The 17,534-nt window shown below is 47.2% G+C and carries 15 protein-coding genes; 1 reads left to right on the top strand and 14 read right to left on the bottom strand.

The features are described from left to right. Positions 1 to 58: 58 nt before the first annotated feature. The 14 genes from FD977_RS06145 to ndk all read right to left on the bottom strand — a co-directional run bounded on the left by FD977_RS06145 (position 59) and on the right by ndk (position 16,534). A complete protein-coding gene (locus tag FD977_RS06145) occupies positions 59 to 2,275 on the bottom strand; it encodes a malate synthase G (RefSeq protein WP_215304227.1) in 2,217 nt (738 codons plus the stop codon). 61 nt (positions 2,276 to 2,336) lie between these two features. Then, complete coding sequence (locus FD977_RS06150; RefSeq protein WP_215304228.1) at positions 2,337 to 3,677, bottom strand: adenylosuccinate synthase; 1,341 nt, start codon at positions 3,675 to 3,677, stop codon at positions 2,337 to 2,339. A 50-nt stretch (positions 3,678 to 3,727) separates the two neighbouring features. Continuing rightward, positions 3,728 to 4,891 (bottom strand): ATP phosphoribosyltransferase regulatory subunit, encoded by a 1,164-nt coding sequence (locus FD977_RS06155; protein WP_215304229.1) that lies wholly within the window; start codon positions 4,889 to 4,891, stop codon positions 3,728 to 3,730. Positions 4,892 to 4,909: 18 nt separating this feature from the next. Then, a complete protein-coding gene (gene hflC, locus FD977_RS06160) occupies positions 4,910 to 5,782 on the bottom strand; it encodes a protease modulator HflC (RefSeq protein WP_215304230.1) in 873 nt (290 codons plus the stop codon). After that, the gene (hflK, locus tag FD977_RS06165) at positions 5,782 to 7,284 is read right to left on the bottom strand and encodes an FtsH protease activity modulator HflK (RefSeq protein WP_215304231.1); all 1,503 of its coding nucleotides are present in this window, start codon (positions 7,282 to 7,284) and stop codon (positions 5,782 to 5,784) included. The genes hflC and hflK overlap by 1 nt, the downstream gene beginning before the upstream one ends. Next, positions 7,277 to 8,551 carry a GTPase HflX gene (gene hflX, locus FD977_RS06170; protein WP_256442641.1) on the bottom strand — a complete coding sequence of 425 codons (1,275 nt, stop codon included), beginning with the start codon at positions 8,549 to 8,551 and terminating at the stop codon, positions 7,277 to 7,279. The genes hflK and hflX overlap by 8 nt, the downstream gene beginning before the upstream one ends. Next, positions 8,511 to 8,753, bottom strand: coding sequence for an RNA chaperone Hfq (gene hfq / locus FD977_RS06175; RefSeq protein ID WP_215304232.1), 243 nt, complete (start codon positions 8,751 to 8,753; stop codon positions 8,511 to 8,513). The genes hflX and hfq overlap by 41 nt, the downstream gene beginning before the upstream one ends. A gap of 197 nt (positions 8,754 to 8,950) precedes the next feature. Then, complete coding sequence (der, locus tag FD977_RS06180; protein ID WP_215304233.1) at positions 8,951 to 10,315, bottom strand: ribosome biogenesis GTPase Der; 1,365 nt, start codon at positions 10,313 to 10,315, stop codon at positions 8,951 to 8,953. Further along, a complete protein-coding gene (gene bamB / locus FD977_RS06185; RefSeq protein ID WP_215304234.1) occupies positions 10,312 to 11,466 on the bottom strand; it encodes an outer membrane protein assembly factor BamB in 1,155 nt (384 codons plus the stop codon). The genes der and bamB overlap by 4 nt, the downstream gene beginning before the upstream one ends. Continuing rightward, positions 11,466 to 12,125 carry a tetratricopeptide repeat protein gene (locus tag FD977_RS06190; RefSeq protein ID WP_215304235.1) on the bottom strand — a complete coding sequence of 220 codons (660 nt, stop codon included), beginning with the start codon at positions 12,123 to 12,125 and terminating at the stop codon, positions 11,466 to 11,468. The genes bamB and FD977_RS06190 overlap by 1 nt, the downstream gene beginning before the upstream one ends. A 47-nt stretch (positions 12,126 to 12,172) precedes the next feature. Further along, positions 12,173 to 13,501: a histidine--tRNA ligase gene (gene hisS / locus FD977_RS06195; protein WP_215304236.1), complete on the bottom strand. Its 1,329-nt coding sequence runs from the start codon at positions 13,499 to 13,501 to the stop codon at positions 12,173 to 12,175. Between the two features lie 30 nt (positions 13,502 to 13,531). Further along, positions 13,532 to 14,800, bottom strand: a complete 1,269-nt coding sequence (ispG, locus tag FD977_RS06200) for a flavodoxin-dependent (E)-4-hydroxy-3-methylbut-2-enyl-diphosphate synthase (RefSeq protein WP_215304237.1) — start codon at positions 14,798 to 14,800, stop codon at positions 13,532 to 13,534. A gap of 17 nt (positions 14,801 to 14,817) precedes the next feature. Continuing rightward, positions 14,818 to 16,017 (bottom strand): 23S rRNA (adenine(2503)-C(2))-methyltransferase RlmN, encoded by a 1,200-nt coding sequence (gene rlmN / locus FD977_RS06205; RefSeq protein WP_215307073.1) that lies wholly within the window; start codon positions 16,015 to 16,017, stop codon positions 14,818 to 14,820. A gap of 91 nt (positions 16,018 to 16,108) precedes the next feature. Then, positions 16,109 to 16,534, bottom strand: a complete 426-nt coding sequence (ndk, locus tag FD977_RS06210) for a nucleoside-diphosphate kinase (protein ID WP_215304238.1) — start codon at positions 16,532 to 16,534, stop codon at positions 16,109 to 16,111. A gap of 294 nt (positions 16,535 to 16,828) precedes the next feature. Between ndk and FD977_RS06215 the strand changes: the two genes are divergently transcribed. Beyond that, positions 16,829 to 17,530, top strand: a complete 702-nt coding sequence (locus FD977_RS06215; RefSeq protein ID WP_215304240.1) for a Bax inhibitor-1 family protein — start codon at positions 16,829 to 16,831, stop codon at positions 17,528 to 17,530. Positions 17,531 to 17,534 lie beyond the last annotated feature (4 nt).

The raw sequence follows: 17,534 nt of genomic DNA on the forward strand, positions 1-17,534 counted from the left end.
CAAAAAAAAATGGACTTGCCTTTCGACAAATCCATTCAAATTTGCTGCTCACTTCAGATTACTTTGCTTGCGCCTGCTTAACCTTCAAACGCCAAGCATGCAACAAGGGCTCGGTATATCCGTTTGGCTGCTCAAGACCCTTAAAGATCAGATCGCTTGCAGCTTGAAAGGCGTAGGAATCCTTATAGTTTGGCATCATCGGCTTATACAAGGGATCGCCAGCATTTTGACTATCCACGATAGTAGCCATTCGTTGCATAGCTTCCTCTACTTCGGCTTTGCTTACATACTTATGCAGCAACCAGTTGGCAATGTGCTGACTAGAAATACGCAATGTTGCGCGATCTTCCATTAAGCCTACATTATAAATATCAGGCACCTTAGAGCAACCAACGCCTTGGTCAATCCAGCGCACTACATAACCCAAAATACCTTGGCAATTATTATTCAGGGCTTCGCGAATCTCCTCTTTAGTCCAATCCGGAAATAGCGCGATTGGTACGGTCAAGAGATCATCAGTTAAGGCCTCATACTCGGCTGCAGTATCCTGCTTCTCCATATCCTCTTGGATCTTTGCTACATCGACCTGGTGATAGTGAATGGCATGCAAAGTAGCAGCAGTAGGTGATGGTACCCAGGCAGTATTCGCTCCAGCTTGAGGATGTGCAGCTTTTTGCTCCACCATTTCCTTCATGAGATCTGGCGCAGGCCACATGCCCTTACCAATCTGTGCGCGACCACGTAGGCCACAATCTAAACCTGCTAACACGTTACGGCGCTCATAAGCTCCAAACCATTTAGCAATCTTCATTCTGCCCTTACGAACCATAGCTCCGCCATACATGCCAGTGTGCATTTCATCACCAGTGCGGTCTAAGAATCCAGTATTAATAAAGGCAACACGAGCACCGGCTGCAGCAATAGCAGCCTTAATGTTGACGCTCATACGGCGCTCTTCATCCATGATGCCTAATTTGACTGTGTTCTCAGGCAAGCCAAGTAATTTCTCAACTCGACCAAAGAGTTCGCCAGCAAATGCCACTTCCTCAGCACTGTGCATTTTTGGTTTAACAATATAGACCGAGCCCTTACGTGTATTGCCAATAGCCTGAGTCGCTGGGCGATTGATGTCATACAAAGCAATCAGCACCGTCACTACTGCATCTAAGATGCCTTCGTAGATTTCCTTGCCTTCGCCAGTAATGATGGCGGGGTTAGTCATCAAGTGACCAACGTTACGCAGAAACAAGAGTGATCGACCATGCAAAGTCACAACGCCATCTTTAGCATTGACAGCGCCAATACCGGCTGTATATTTGCGATCTGCATTCAGTGTGCGGGTAAAAGTCTTACCACCTTTGCTGACTTCTTCAACTAAGGTGCCTTTGAGAATGCCTAACCAATTCTCATAAGCCAGTACTTTGTCATCGCCATCCACAACTGCTACTGAGTCTTCTAGATCCAAAATGGTTGAGAGTGCAGCTTCAAGCACCACATCATTTACGCCCGCTGAATCAGAAGCGCCAATGGTTTTAGTCTTATCAATTTGAATATCAATATGAATACCATGGTTACGCAACAAAACAGACGATGGTTCAGAGGCATCGCCTTGATAGCCAACAAACTGTTTCTCATCAATTAAACCCGTTGTGCTGCCATCTTTTAATTTCACGGACAGTTTTTTATCTACAACGGCATAGGCAACTACATCGGTGTAAGAGGCTTTAGCCAAAGGAGCGGCTTGATCTAAAAATTGACGTGCGTAAGCAACTACCTTAGCACCCCGAATCGGGTTGTAGGCTCCGGCCTTGGTAGCGCCATCTTCTTCAGAAATAACATCTGTGCCGTACAGGGCATCATACAAAGAGCCCCAACGCGCGTTTGCAGCATTTAAGGCATAGCGCGCATTGAGCACCGGAACAACCAGTTGAGGACCGGCTTGTAGAGCGAGTTCGTCATCCACATTCTGAGTAGTAGCCAAAACTTTAGCAGGCACATCGTCGATGTAACCGATTTCTTTCAAGTACTTACGATAAGCGGGCATATCTTTGATCGGGCCAGGATTGGCTTGATGCCATTTATCTAAATCTAATTGCAAGCGATCACGCTTAGCTAGTAATGCTTCATTCTTTGGGCTCAGATCTTTAACGATATCGTCAAAACCTTTCCAAAAGTCTGCACTTTTAATTCCTGTGCCCGGCAAAACTTGATCTTCAATAAAACGGTAAAGCGGTGTAGCTACTTGAAGGCTATTACATTGTGTACGTGCTGTCATTTCTAAATCCCAAAGCTAATGTGTAAATTAAATATAAAAAAATTAAAAAGGAAATGCTTTATTAACCTTTGAATGGATGTTGTAGAAGAATTGTTTCATCACGGTCAGGTCCTGTTGAGACCATAGCGATCGGCTTTCCTGCAACTTCTTCAATGCGACGCAGGAACTTCTGTGCCTCTATTGGGAGTTTGTCCCATTCACGAATACCAAAGGTTGTTCCCCTCCATCCTGGGAAATCCTCATAAATTGGTTCGCAATGCGCAACAGCTTCAGCGCCGCGCGGTAATACATCTAATTTTTGACCATCAAGGATGTAACCAACACAAAGACGAATAGTCTCAAAACCATCCAATACATCCAGCTTAGTAATGCAAAGGCCAGACAATCCATTGATCTGAATAGAGCGCTTGAGTGCGGCAGCATCTAACCAACCAGTGCGACGTGGACGGCCGGTAACGGAACCAAACTCCTTGCCCACTTCAGCCAAACGAATGCCAACGGGATCTTGCTTGGCTGGGTTATCAAAGTCGTATAACTCACTTGGGAATGGGCCAGCGCCAACACGCGTGCAATAAGCCTTGGTGATACCCAAGATATATTGCAGAGAATCTGGGCCAACGCCAGATCCAGCAGCAGCATTACCAGCCACACAGTTACTGGAAGTCACGTATGGATAGGTACCATGATCGATATCCAGCAAAGTGCCTTGCGCACCTTCGAACAATAAATTTTGGCCTGCTTGCTCTGCTGCATATAAGGCGCTGGAGACATCAACCACCATTGGCTTAATGCGCCCTGCATAAGACATGGCTTCTTCTAAAGTCTTTTGAAAATCTACTGGCTCGGCCCCATAGTAGTTTGTGAGCATGAAGTTGTGATATTCCAAGTTCTCACGCAATTGCGCGGCAAACTTTTCCGGATAAAACAAATCTTGAACACGTAAAGCGCGGCGAGCCACCTTATCTTCATAGGCTGGTCCGATACCGCGGCCAGTAGTGCCAATCTTGGCATCACCACGCTTTTTCTCACGGGCATGATCAATCGCTACGTGATAAGGCAAGATTAAGGTTGTCGCTTCAGAAATCTTCAAACGGGATTGAACATCTAAGCCCGCAGCCTCTAACTCACCAATTTCTTTAAAGAGCGCTTCTGGAGAAAGTACAACACCATTACCAATGTAGCAAATCACGTTCTTGTGCATGATTCCGGAGGGGATCAGACGCAAAATTGTTTTTTTACCGCCAATAATCAGCGTATGCCCAGCATTATGTCCACCCTGAAAACGCACAACTGCTTGAGCATGGTCGGTTAACCAATCCACTACTTTGCCCTTGCCCTCGTCACCCCACTGGGTGCCAATGACAACGACGTTACGACCATGGGCTTGTTGCTTTAAAGACATAATGAAATCCAAAAAATAATTACAGAATTAATGTGTTGTTCAAATAGCGCTTACTTCTTTTTTACTACCCATGAGCCGCCTTGCTTTACTAGCTCACGATCACAAAGATATTCAGCAGTTTCTACTGCATCACCATTAGGAACCTGGATAACTACTTCACCAGCATCACGCAATTCGGCAATCATGCTAGTTAGGTCGGCATCTAGAGTCCAAGGCGCTACGATAGCGGGTCTTCTTTGTGCTGAAGGCGCAAGGTTAGCCAGAGTCAATAAATCCATTGAAAAGCCAGTGGCAGGACGGGAGCGTCCAAATGCTTGGCCAACATGATCGTATCTACCACCTCTCGCAATTGGTTGTGGCAACTGGTCAACATAAGCCGCGAACATCACACCGCTGTGATATTGATATCCACGCAAATCCGCCAGATCAATACTGAGTTCAACCTTGCCTAGAAGTGCATCTGTTGCTGCAGCTAATTTTTCTAATTGAGCCAAGGCCTCATCAATCAATGGATGTTTCGGTAAAGACTCTCTAGCGCCAGCCAATACTTGCGTACAAGGACCATTTAGTTCAGTAAGAGCCATGAGGGCTTGTGCAGACTTGGCCGGCAAGCATTTAGACCAAATCGCTAAGCGTGGGCGATCTTTGCTTTGCAATAAGCTATATAGAGCCTCTACATCAGCCATCTCTTTAACTTGCCCATCCAGAATACCTTCAAGCACACCCGCGTGCGAGAGATCGAGATAGACCTTATTCAAGCCAGCAACACTCAAGGTTTTTAGCAATAAGGAGATTGCCTCAAAATCTGCTTCCCAAGTAGCGCATCCATAAATCTCTGCGCCAAGTTGCAATTCTTCACGAGCAGAGCTGCCTACTGGTGTGCGTGCATGGGCAACAGATCCTGCATAGCAAAGGCGGGTTACGCCTTTACGATTGAGTAAGTGTGCATCGATACGAGCCACTTGCGGTGTCATATCGGCACGTAGACCTAGTGTACGGCCAGACAACTGATCAACCAATTTAAATGTCTGTAAATTAAGATCTGAACCAGTACCAGTGAGCAAAGAATCCAGGAACTCCAATATAGGAGGGGCAACTAGCTCATAGCCATAGGACTGATACAAATCGAGAATAGCGCGCCGCAGAGTCTCTACCTTACGAGCCTCGGCTGGCAAAACATCGGCAATATCTTCAGGGAGTAACCAGCGATTCATGATTTGAAATATTCGCTCTTAATTTTTTTTGTGCATGAATTTAAAGAATTCGCCGTTAGGCTCAAGCACCATGACGTCCTTCTTATCTTTAAAGGAGCTTCGGTAGGCCTGAAGACTTTGATAGAACTGTGCAAACTGAGGGTCACGTCCAAATGCATCGGCATACAAAGCAGTAGCTGTGGCATCACCAGATCCCTTAATTTTCTGGGCTTCACGATAGGCCTCAGCCAAAATCGTGTCACGCTGACGCTCTGCATTGGCTCGAATCTTGTCTGACTCTGCAGCACCTGTGGAGCGTAGCTCGTTAGCGACGCGTTTACGCTCTGCTTCCATCCGCCTATAAACGGAGTCACTGATTTCTGCCAATAGATCTACTCGCTTGAGGCGAACGTCAACAATCTCAACGCCAATGTCAGATGCATCATCAGCTACCTTTTTACGAATGCCTTGCATCACTTGCTCACGTTGATCAGAAATAATTTCTCTGACCGTGCGCTTAGTAAACTCCTCGTTCAAGGCAGAACGCACTAACTGAGTTAAGCGGTCTTGTGCCAATCGTTCATCGCCTTTAAAGCTGACAAAAAACTTACGGGGATCAACAATACGCCACTTCACATAAGAATCTACCAAGAGATTTTTCTTCTCAGAGGTAATAAAGCGCTCGGCTTCTGGTGTGTCGATAGTCAAAATACGACGATCAAAGAAGCGTACATTTTCAAAAGGCGCTGGCAGCTTCACTTGCAAGCCAGGTTGTTCAATCACACGCACAATTTGCCCGAAAGAAAACACCACAGCATAGTTACGCTGATCGACTACAAAAATACTTGAAGTCAAAATATAGAAAAGACCAATCAGACCAGCTATAGCAGCCAAGAGACGATTTGCATTCATTATCTTGCATCCCCTCTATCACGGTTTCTCAGGCCGTCACGTTTTTCGGAAGCGCCAACGCCTGAGGTATTGCTAGGGCTTGGGCTAGTTGCATTGTTGCTAAATGGGGCCGCTGGATTACCTGTCGCGCCACCCACTGTCACAGACCCAGTAGGCGTTGCAGCTGCTGCCTGACCAGTAGCGACTTGTGTACTTTCTGCACTGACTTGAGCAATAATCTTATCGAGTGGTAAATACAGCATGCTATTGCTCTTGGTGGTATCTACCAAAACTTTAGACACGTTGTTATACATCTCGCGCATGCTATCTATGTACATACGATCACGAGTCACGCCGGGTGCTTTTGCATATTCAGTCTGGACTTGCTTGAAGCGATTTGCATCACCCTCTGCAGTTGCAACCACCCTAGCCTTATATCCTTCAGCCTCTTGAATGAGTCGATCAGCCGTACCCTTTGCACGTGGAATGATGTCGTTCGCATAGGCTTGACCTTCACTCTTGAGGCGTTCCTGATCTTGACCAGCCTTAACAGCATCATCAAATGAAGCTTGCACTTGCTCAGGTGGCTGAACGTTTTGAACAGTCACGCTCGTCACATAAATACCAGTTTTATAGCTATCTAGAATTTTCTGTATTGAGGCAGCCAAATCAATCGCAATCTTTTCACGGCCTTCATACAAAACGGTATCCATCTTGCTCCGAGCCACGATTTCACGTACTGCTGTTTCGGCAGCTTGCACCACAGTAGTATCGGGATCGCGATTGTTAAATAAATAATCGGTTGGATCTTTAAGGCGGTACTGAACTGCAAAACGTACATCAATAATGTTTTCGTCTTCCGTGAGCATGGAAGTGTCTTTTTGATTGGTTGCTTTAATCAAAATAGAGCGACCAACCTCAACGGAACGAACTCCGGAGACATTGACAACCTGCTCAGCCTGAACGGGCCAAGGCATACGCCAGTTAATACCAGGGCCTGCGGTGTACGCATATTTACCAAAGGTAGTGACCACGCCCGACTGGCCTTCTTGAATGATGTAGAAACCGCTAAAAATCCAAAGCAACACTACGCCACCTGCAGCGATTATTGCCGTGACTTTTGAGCCAAAAGGGTTGGTGAAATTGAAGTTGGGTGGAGTAAAGCCACCGCCACCATTACCACCGCCATTGCCGCGCTGCGATGGGGGGGGGATATCAGTATTGTTGGGCTTATTCGCTGGCGTGCTTGATGATGAGCCTGGCTTTTTCTTACCGCCAAAAATACCGCTCAAACGATCATTAAAGTCGCGCCACAACTCATCAAGGTCTGGCGGACCATTGGGCCGTGCAGGCTGATTTTGCGGTGGGGTTTCAGCAGGCTTATCTGACCCTGGATTGGCAGGATCTACTTTAGGGACCTGATCAGAACCCTGACTCTCTTTGGCGTCTTTAGATCCGTTACCTGGGACGCTGTTACCCCAGCCTGGATCATTGACCGAAAACAGTTCGAGAAATTTACGCATCGTTTGGTGAGTACTTACGGTTAGGTATCGGATTAAATTCGGAAGTTTCTGGTCGTTCTGGTAAGGGAGCCAAAAACTCGCCTGAGTCCATTTGAACTTTAGCTCGATTTAGCTCGACCCTTATTCTATCAGTCATTTGAGAGCATTCGGCAAGGGCTGATCGCAATAAATCAAGGCCTAGGCCTGTCTTAGCGGAAAGGAAAACCTGACTCGGAATGCCCTCAGAATCGCGCACTAGGACAGCGCCTTCCGTAAAGGTCTGGGGCATCTGGTCAATCTTGTTCATGATCTCGATACGGGGAATGTCATCGGCCCCAATTTCCCTTAAAACAGCCTCAACTTCAGCCTTTTGCTCCCGTGCGACTGGGCTACAGGCGTCAATCACGTGCAGAATCAGGTCCGCGTGAATGGTTTCATCTAAGGTGGCCCTGAAGGCCTCTACCAGCTGGTGTGGTAACTCACGGATAAAACCTACTGTGTCGGAAACCACAATTGAACCCACACCCTCTAAATGGACTTTACGGGAGGTCGTATCCAGGGTTGCAAATAACTGATCTGCGGCATAAGTCCCTGCTTTTGTGAGGGAATTGAACAAGGTGGATTTACCAGCATTGGTGTAACCAACCAGAGAAACTGAAAAAACGTCCCTGCGGTTACGAGCCCTTCTTTGGGTTCTTTGCTGGCGCTGAAGCTTCTCCAACTCAGTCTCAAGACGCTTCGCCTTGGTTGCCAGCATCCGTCGATCGAGCTCCATCTGGGTTTCACCAGGACCGCCACGGACACCAATACCGCCGCGTTGACGCTCTAAGTGACTCCAGGCACGCACTAGCCTAGACATACGGTAGCGAACCTGGGCTAACTCAACCTGCGTTTTACCAATATGACTTTGCGCTCTTTGGCTAAAGATGTCCAAAATCAGGCCAGTACGATCCATTACATGGAACCCAATATGGCGCTCTAAATTGCGTTGCTGGGTTGGGGATAGCGGATGGTTGAAGATGACTAACTCGGCACCTTGCTCTTCCATTGCTTTTTTAACTTCGTTCGCCTTACCCGAGCCAATAAATAAAGCGGGATCCGTCTTACCCTTGCGGGCAATCACGCTGGTAATGGGTACAGAGCCGGCACTCTGTGCAAGCAGGCTGAGCTCTGCCATGCTGTCCGCAAAATCTTCACGGCCTGTATCGACACCAACTAAAACGGCACGCGCCGCATCTACACCGGTTTTAAACAGAGCTAACTTCTTCCGTGCGGAACTCCACTGCACGAGCAGGAACAATTGTAGAAATGGCGTGTTTATAGACCATCTGAGTTACGGTATTGCGCAAGAGCACTACGTATTGATCAAATGATTCAATATTGCCTTGGAGCTTGATGCCGTTGACAAGATAGATGGAGACAGGAACATGCTCTTTGCGCAAGGCATTGAGGAAAGGATCCTGTAGTAATTGGATTTTGCTGGTATTCATACTGCTCCTTAATGGTTTTTATTTGCTGTTGCTATTTTGGGAGTCTTGCTTTTTTTATTTATCGTTTTGCTGCTTATTTCACTACTTACTTCTACTGCTTGCTTTTACTGCCTACCTCCAACATAAGGGGGTCTGATAGTCAGAAATCAAGCCCCTTGCTTAAAACATAATTAAAACTGTAGCGCTATTTTTACTTTTTACTTCTTTTTACCTTTTTTACCTTTGTCCGCATCAACGTAAGGGTTTTTAGCGGTATTCATCTGAATGCGCAATGGAGTGCCGCGTAACTTGAAGACTTCTCTAAAACGACCCTCTAGGTAGCGCTTGTAGCTATCGGTTACGCCACTCAAAGAGGTTCCATGAATCACCACAATAGGAGGATTCATGCCGCCTTGGTGGGCATAGCGCAATTTTGGACGGCCCATACCCACACGCTTAGGCTGCTGGTGCTCGATGGCATCTTGCAAAATGCGGGTGAGTTTCGGGGTTGGCAATTTCGCCATGGCTGCGGCATAAGCTAGATCAACGTCCTTAAATAGCTCTTTGAGGCCGGTGCCCTTCTTAGCAGAAATCGGGTGTACGTTTGCAAAATCAAGGAAGCGTAATTTTTGAGCAATCTCTAAACGCGCGCGCTCTTTAACGTAAGTATCAAGACCGTCCCACTTGTTCACAGCAACAACTAATGCACGCCCTGCCTCCACAATAAATCCAGCAATATGAGCATCTTGCTCAGAAATATCCTGCTGGGCATCGAGCATCAAAATCACCACATTGCAATCAGCAATCGCTTGCAATGTTTTAACAACGGAGAATTTCTCAATCGCTTCAAATACTTTACCGCGACGGCGCAGACCTGCAGTGTCCACCAAGATATAAGGCTTGCCATTACGCTCAAATGGAACTTCGATTGCATCACGGGTAGTACCTGGCATATCAAATGCAATCACGCGCTCTTCACCGATCAATTTATTGATCAGGGTAGATTTACCCACGTTAGGACGACCCACTACCGCAATCTTCATCGGGCGATTAGGATCGTTTTCTTGTTCTTCTGGTTCTGGCTCTGGAATGCCTAAAGAATCTAAAGCATCATCAATCAGACCACGTACACCATCACCGTGCGCTGATGAGATCGGAAATGGCTCTCCTAAACCCAGCTCATGAAAGTCCGCAGTAACCACGCCAGCCTGCATACCTTCAGTTTTGTTCACTGCCAGGATGATCGGTCTACCCGTCTTGCGCAAGAAATCCGCAATCACGCGATCTTGTGGAGCCATCCCCAAACGACCATCTACCAAGAAAATAATGATGTCGGATTCAGCAACAGCTTGCTTGGTTTGCTTGGCCATCTCGGCAACAATGCCGGTCTTGGCTACAGGCTCAAAACCACCGGTGTCTACACAAATAAACGCACGTTCGCCAATGCGGCCTTTACCGTAGTGACGGTCGCGGGTCAGACCCGAGAAGTCAGCAACCAAAGCATCACGTGAACGCGTTAAGCGATTAAAGAGTGTCGATTTACCAACGTTAGGACGACCGACAATAGTGATTACTGGATTCATTTTGGACTGTACGCCGCTAGTTTTCCACCTTGAGACTGAACCAAGATGAGGCCGTTCACCGCAATCGGTGCGGCTGTGATGGGACTACTGTCATGACGAATGCGTGCCAGCATTTCACCATTCGCTTGTGAGAGTGCATGCACATAACCTTGCGCATCACCAAGAAGTAATACTTTACCAATAGCCATCGGCTCGCCGACATCTCTAAATGTCAGCTGCGTATTTTCCCAAGCTTGTGAACCATCTTTCACCGCAAATGCAGTGACATGGGATTTTTCGTTTGAGGAAAAAACTAAATCAGGACTTTGCGCTGTGCCGGTATAGCTTGAATAATCTTTGAACCACAATAAATTACCTGTGCGCGCTTGACCACAACCAATTCGACCTTGATAAGAGACGGCGCAAATGATTTCGCCTTCCATACTTGGTTTAGCTGTTACATCATTGAGGCGTTCGATTTCAGAAAATCCTTTTGGAAACGAAACTGGGGTTTCCCAGACGAGTCCCCCATTTGCAATCGCAATCATGCCAAAGCGACCACCAGAAAACCCAGTCACAATCACCTCATTACCAATGGCAAGCATGCCGTAGCCAACACGCAATGACAGCGCAGACTGTTGACGTTGATAAGTCCACTTGCGCACGCCTGTCTGCGTATCAAAACCAACAAAGCGATTATCTAAGGTACGAATGATGACAACACCGCCAGCAACGACTGGCTCTGATAAGACCTCACTGCCAACGCTCACATTCCAAATAGCCTTACCCGTATCGTCGTAGGCATAGACCGTTCCTTTGGTGGTGACTACTGCTGTAGTGCGACCATCCGATCCAGGCCCAATCGATAGGCGATCTGGCACAGATACTTCCCATACTTTTTGACCACTGCGTAAATCAATCTTGGCGAGATTACCGCGATGAGAAGCGGCATAAACAGCATCACCCGCTACTGCAGGATGAAAATTAAACGGCTCAGATGAACCTACGCTAGTTGTCCATACGGGAGTAAAGTCAAATTGATTGCTAACAGGCACTAGCTCCGCAGGCTTACGTACACGCGAGCTGCCTGAACAAGCTACTAGGGCCACTACCACGGAGCCCAGTACTAAAGCTGTACTTGCTAGTTTTGCTACGCGTTTGCAATCCATCATCACTGAGCTACTCCTCCGACCGCATCTAATTTAACCTTCAAGAGACGACGCGCCTCTTCAGGGAATTCTTTTGCATCATTTAAATGCTTCCAAGCAGCTTCATAGCTCTTGCGTGCATCAGCCGTATTCTTTTGCGCTAAATACCAATCGCCGCGACGCTCTAACCACAAGGCCTCAAAACCGGAGATGGGTTTTTCTTTCAGGATTGCATCCGCTTCTGCAAAATCTTTTTCTGTACCAAGCTCAATTAACTGGGCGGTGAGGCGTAATTTGGCTAATGCTAAATATCCCTGGTCAGATGAATTCTTCGTAGCCCAGCGCAAATAATCCATCGCTTTTGCCGAGTCACCCGCATCGGAGGCAATCTTCGCAGCTACTAAACTGGACATTGCAGCATAGGGTGTACCAGAAAACTGTTTTTGCAAATCATCGGCGGCACGTAAAGTTTGATCTTTATCGCTCTTGTTGATGGCAGTAACCATAGTCTCGTATAACTGAGATGCCGCTGCAGCTTGGCTAGTACGCCACCATTGATATCCGCTATACCCTGCATAGGCAAATAAAGCAGCCGTAATCACACTAGTAATCAGGTTGCGATACTTTTGCCAAAACGCTTTAAGTTGATCTAATTGTTCTTGTTCTTCTAGGTCTAAAGGCATGTCAATCCAAGCAAATAAATACAGTATTAATAATCAATGTCTTAATTCTATTCGGTGGCGCCAACAATGGCATCAATTACTGCTTCTACAACGCTGTCGAGGTCTACTGCCTTCTGTACACCGGTGCTACGCAAATCTTTGAGCTGAGCCTCATTCTTAGCCAATTCATCTGGCCCAATGATGACAGCATAGGCTGCCCCACTCGAATCCGCCTTCTTCATTTGTGATTTAAAGCTGGCAGTCTGACCATCGGGTGGGCAAAACAGGATGACATCGATACCCGCATTACGTAGGCGCTCAGCAATAATCATGGCCGCAGTCAGGGTTTCACCGCCCTGGTGAATTACAAACGCATCGCATTGAGCTTGTGCTTCTGGCAAAGACCCCGAAACCTTCATCAGCTCCAAGACTCGCTCCATTCCCATTGCCCAACCGCAAGCTGGAGCAGCTTTACCACCCATACGTTCAATCAAGGGGTCATAGCGACCGCCACCAGCAATCGTGCCTTGAGCCCCTAACTCTTCGGTAATCCACTCGAAGACAGTCAGATTGTAGTAATCCAAACCACGCACTAGACGGGGGTTGATTTTGCAAGGGATGTTATTGGCCTTGAGTAATGCTTGCACGGCCTCAAAATGCTGAAGTGATTCTTCGCCCAAAAAATCCAATAACTTGGGTGCGCCTTCAATCAAATCTTGCATTGCCGGATTCTTAGAATCCAAGATGCGCAATGGGTTCGTTAATAAACGGCGCTGCGAATCTTCATCGAGCTGCTCTTTGTTTTTATCGAAGTACGTTACTAAAGCAGCACGATGTTCTGCACGCTCAGGAGCTTGCCCCAAAGAATTAATCTCTAGACGCACACCCTTCAGACCTAGCTCATCCCAAAGGCGTTGGCCCATCAAAATGATTTCTGCATCGATATCTGGGCCAGCAAAGCCCATGGCTTCAATACCGAATTGATGAAACTGGCGATAGCGACCACGCTGTGGACGCTCATGGCGGAACATCGGTCCGATGTACCAAAGACGCTTTGGTCCTTCGTACAGTAAATTGTTTTCAACCACGGCGCGCACGACAGCGGCAGTGCCTTCTGGACGCAATGTGAGTTGCTCACCATTCAGGCGGTCTTCAAACGAATACATTTCTTTTTCAACAATATCGGTGACTTCACCGATACCACGCTGAAATACTGCAGTCGCCTCAACAATCGGAGTGCGTAAGAATTCATAGCCGTAGGCACGTGTGAGGTCACGCAAAACATGCTCTAAATGTGTCCACTGAGCAGCATCTGCCGGCAAGAGATCATTCATGCCGCGCACGCCATTAATTTTCTGAATCTTTTGCGCTTTAGCTGGATTTGCCTGGTCTGTCATGAGGTGCTTTAGTGGATTTCTTTTTTATTGTTACTTCGGAGCGTAGTTCTGTTTGACGTACTCATCGACAATGACCTGAAACTCTTGAGCAATATTCTCGCCACGCAAAGTTTTGAATTTGACACCATCCACGAATACCGGTGCAGCAGGAGTCTCGCCAGTACCCGGCAATGAGATGCCAATATTGGCATGCTTACTCTCACCTGGGCCATTGACAATACAACCCATCACAGCCACATTCATAGCCTCAACACCTGGATGGGTTTTTTTCCATACTGGCATTTGTTGACGTAGATACGATTGAATATCAGCTGCTAGCTCTTGAAAGGTGGTACTCGTCGTTCTGCCACAACCCGGACAAGCAATCACCATGGGTGTGAAATTACGCAATCCCATGGTTTGCAAAATCTCTTGAGCCACAATGATTTCATTCTCTCGTGGCGCACCTGGGTCAGGCGTTAAGGAAACACGAATGGTGTCGCCAATACCCTCTTGCAATAAGATTCCCAATGCAGCAGTAGAAGAAACAATCCCTTTGCTTCCCATGCCTGCCTCGGTTAAGCCTAAATGCAATGGGTAATCTGAGCGATTGGCAAGATCACGGTACACCGCTACCAAATCTTGGACATTACTAACTTTGCAAGACAAAATAATTTGGTTTGGGTTCATACCAAACTCCACTGCTTTTTCAGCGGACTGCAAAGCTGACTGAATCAAAGCCTCAATCATGACCTCTTGCGCAGTCTTGGGAACTGGCAGTGCTGCATTGGCATCCATGATGCTGGCTAGCAAGTCTTGATCCAAGCTACCCCAGTTCACGCCAATCCGAATCGGCTTGTCGTATGTGCAGGCCGCCTCAATCATTTGCGCAAATTGCGGATCACGTTTAGCGCCCTTACCTACGTTACCGGGATTAATTCGATACTTTGATAAAGCCTTGGCACACTCAGGATAATCTTTTAAGAGGGTGTGACCGTTGTAGTGAAAGTCACCAATCAATGGCACCAAGACATCCATCTTGTCTAACTGCTCACGAATATAAGGAACTGCTGCAGCCGCAGCTGGCGTATCCACAGTAATGCGCACCATCTCTGAACCAGCTCGGGCCAATTCCTTGACCTGAATAGCGGTACCGACTGCATCAGCAGTGTCGGTATTGGTCATCGATTGCACGCGCACTGGCGCATTGCCACCAATCGTAATGATGTTGGTTTTCCAGGCAACCGTTGCCTGACGTGTTTCCCGCTTTGGCGATGGGCCTAATGGCAGCTGAGGAGGATTGCTAGATGTATCACTCATAGGACTCTTTTTATAAATTAGTCGTCTAATCTTTTAAGCCATTGCACTGGGTGCTCGGCTTGGTACTCTTGCTCTTCTTCATCATGATCTTCAAGACTATCGGTTTCATCATCTTGACCCAGATGAATCTGCTTGTCATGCACGGCACGCTCACGCACCTTAGTACGGTCAACTACATCACCTGCTAATTGACCACAGGCTGCGGCAATATCATCGCCACGGGTTTTGCGTACCGTAGCCACCATACCTGCGTCTAACAAAATGCTGGCAAAGGCATGGACGCGCTGCTCTGATGAGCGTTTTAATCCAGACTCTGGGAATGGATTAAACGGAATCAGATTAATTTTGCACTTGATGTTTGCCAATAAACGCACTAGTTCTTTTGCCTGAATGTCAGAGTCATTAACGCCATCAAGCATGCAATATTCAAAGGTTAAGAAATCTCTTGGGGCAAAGGGTAAATACCGTTCGCACGCAGCAAGTAATTCTCTTAAGGGATATTTTTGATTAAGCGGGACGAGTTGATCGCGTAGCTTATCGTTTGGTGCATGTAATGACACCGCCAAAGCAACTGGGCAATCTTGTGCCAAGCGATCAATCATCGGGACTACGCCAGAAGTGGAGAGAGTCACGCGACGACGCGATAAACCATAGGCTCTGTCATCAAGCATCAAACGTAAAGCAGTTATCACGTTGTCATAGTTGAGTAGCGGTTCACCCATGCCCATTAACACCACATTGGAGATCACGCGACCGGTGTGTTCCCAACCTGGTGTTGGGTATTTCTCAATACGGCGAACTGCATTTGGATCAGAGCGGAGTAAATGCTCTGCAAACCAGAGTTGACCAATGATTTCACCGGCGGTGAGGTTGCGCGAGAAGCCTTGATGTCCGGTTGAGCAAAAACGGCAATTGACTGCACAACCAGCCTGAGATGAAATGCACAAGGTGCCACGATCATCTTCAGGAATAAATACGGACTCGACAGCATTTCCAGCGCCAACATCGAGCAACCATTTACGGGTGCCATCGGCTGCATGCTCGTCTTTAATTATTGGAAGAGAAAGAACTTCCGCCTTGTCGAGCAGGGTTGCTCTAAAGCTTTTTGCTAAGTCACTCATGTCGTTAATGTTGGAAACACCGCGTTGGTGGATCCACTGCAAGAGTTGCTTCGCCCGAAAGGGCTTTTCATTCAACCCCGCGACATACGCTGCCATTTGGTCAGCGTCAAAATCTAAGAGATTTACGCGCGGGGAGGTCAATGCGCCTACTTATGTATTAAATAGCTTTTTCGTTTTCAATCGTGAATTAACGATTGAAAACGTTCATACCAGCGAAGAAGAATGCAACTTCGACAGCAGCAGTTTCAGGAGCGTCAGAGCCATGAACTGCGTTTGCATCGATGCTGTCAGCAAAGTCAGCACGGATAGTGCCTTTGTCTGCCTTCTTAGGATCGGTAGCGCCCATCAAGTCGCGATTCTTAGCAATTGCGCCTTCGCCTTCTAATACCTGAATCATGACAGGGCCAGAGATCATGAAGCTCACTAAATCTTTAAAGAAAGGACGTGCTGCATGAACACCGTAGAACTGCTCAGCTTCAGCTTGTGACAAATGCGCCATTCTGGACGCAATAATCTTCAAACCAGCAGACTCGAAACGGTCATAGATCTTGCCGATCACGTTTTTTGCTACAGCGTCAGGTTTGATGATAGAAAGGGTGCGTTCAATAGCCATGTAAAACTCCAATAGTGATTTCAAAGATTTTGCTGAAATGGCGCTGATTTGGGTCCAGAGAGAAGTTCTCCCCTACTTCCTACAACGCGCCAGGATTTCGGCGACCCCCAAATTATACATCGGCTGACCGTATTTACCCTGATCCTAGCGTGGCTAAGCCCTTGAATTTACAGGGCATAACCCTTTAAGTTGTAGTCCTTTTCATGGGGGGCTTGAAATTACCCCATTTTGTCTATACTTAGTGTCAACAGCCCCTAGTGGGCTCGTGTATTTACTTTGAAAAAAGGAGTCAATATGAGCGATCTTAACTCTTACGGCTTTGGGCAAACTGGCTCGATTAGCACCCCTCAAGTACGCAACCGCGTACTGCGCAACACTTACGCCCTTTTGGCGCTCTCGATGGTTCCTACTGTCATCGGCGCATGGCTTGGCGTTGCTTTTGGGCTTAACTTCATGGCAGGCAGTCCTTTCCTAGGCTTCATCGTCTTTATGGCAATCGCTTTTGGCTTCTTTTGGGCGATTGAGAAAAACAAAGACACTGGGGCAGGCGTTCTGCTGCTTTTAGGCTTCACCTTCTTCATGGGCATCATGATGTCCGGCCTAGTTGGCTACACCTTAAATAGCTACAGCAATGGCGCTACCTTGATCATGCTTGCCTTTGGCGGAACAGCTGCAATTTTTGCTGTTATGGCATCCATTGCTACTGTGAGCAAGAGCGACTTCTCGGGCATGGGCAAATGGTTGATGGTAGGTGTACTACTCTTGATCGTGGCTTCATTGGCCAACATCTGGCTGCAACTACCAGCTTTGATGCTCACTGTGATGATTCTCGCAATTGCGATCTTCTCAGCTTTCATCTTGGTTGATGTACAGCGCATCATCAACGGTGGCGAAACCAACTACGTCATGGCTACTTTAGCTATCTACCTAGATGTCTATAACGTCTTCACCAACTTGCTCGCACTCTTGGGCATTGTGGGTGGCAACAGAGACTAAGCAT

Source organism: Polynucleobacter sp. AP-Elch-400A-B2 (genome assembly GCF_018688355.1).
Classification (GTDB): domain Bacteria; phylum Pseudomonadota; class Gammaproteobacteria; order Burkholderiales; family Burkholderiaceae; genus Polynucleobacter.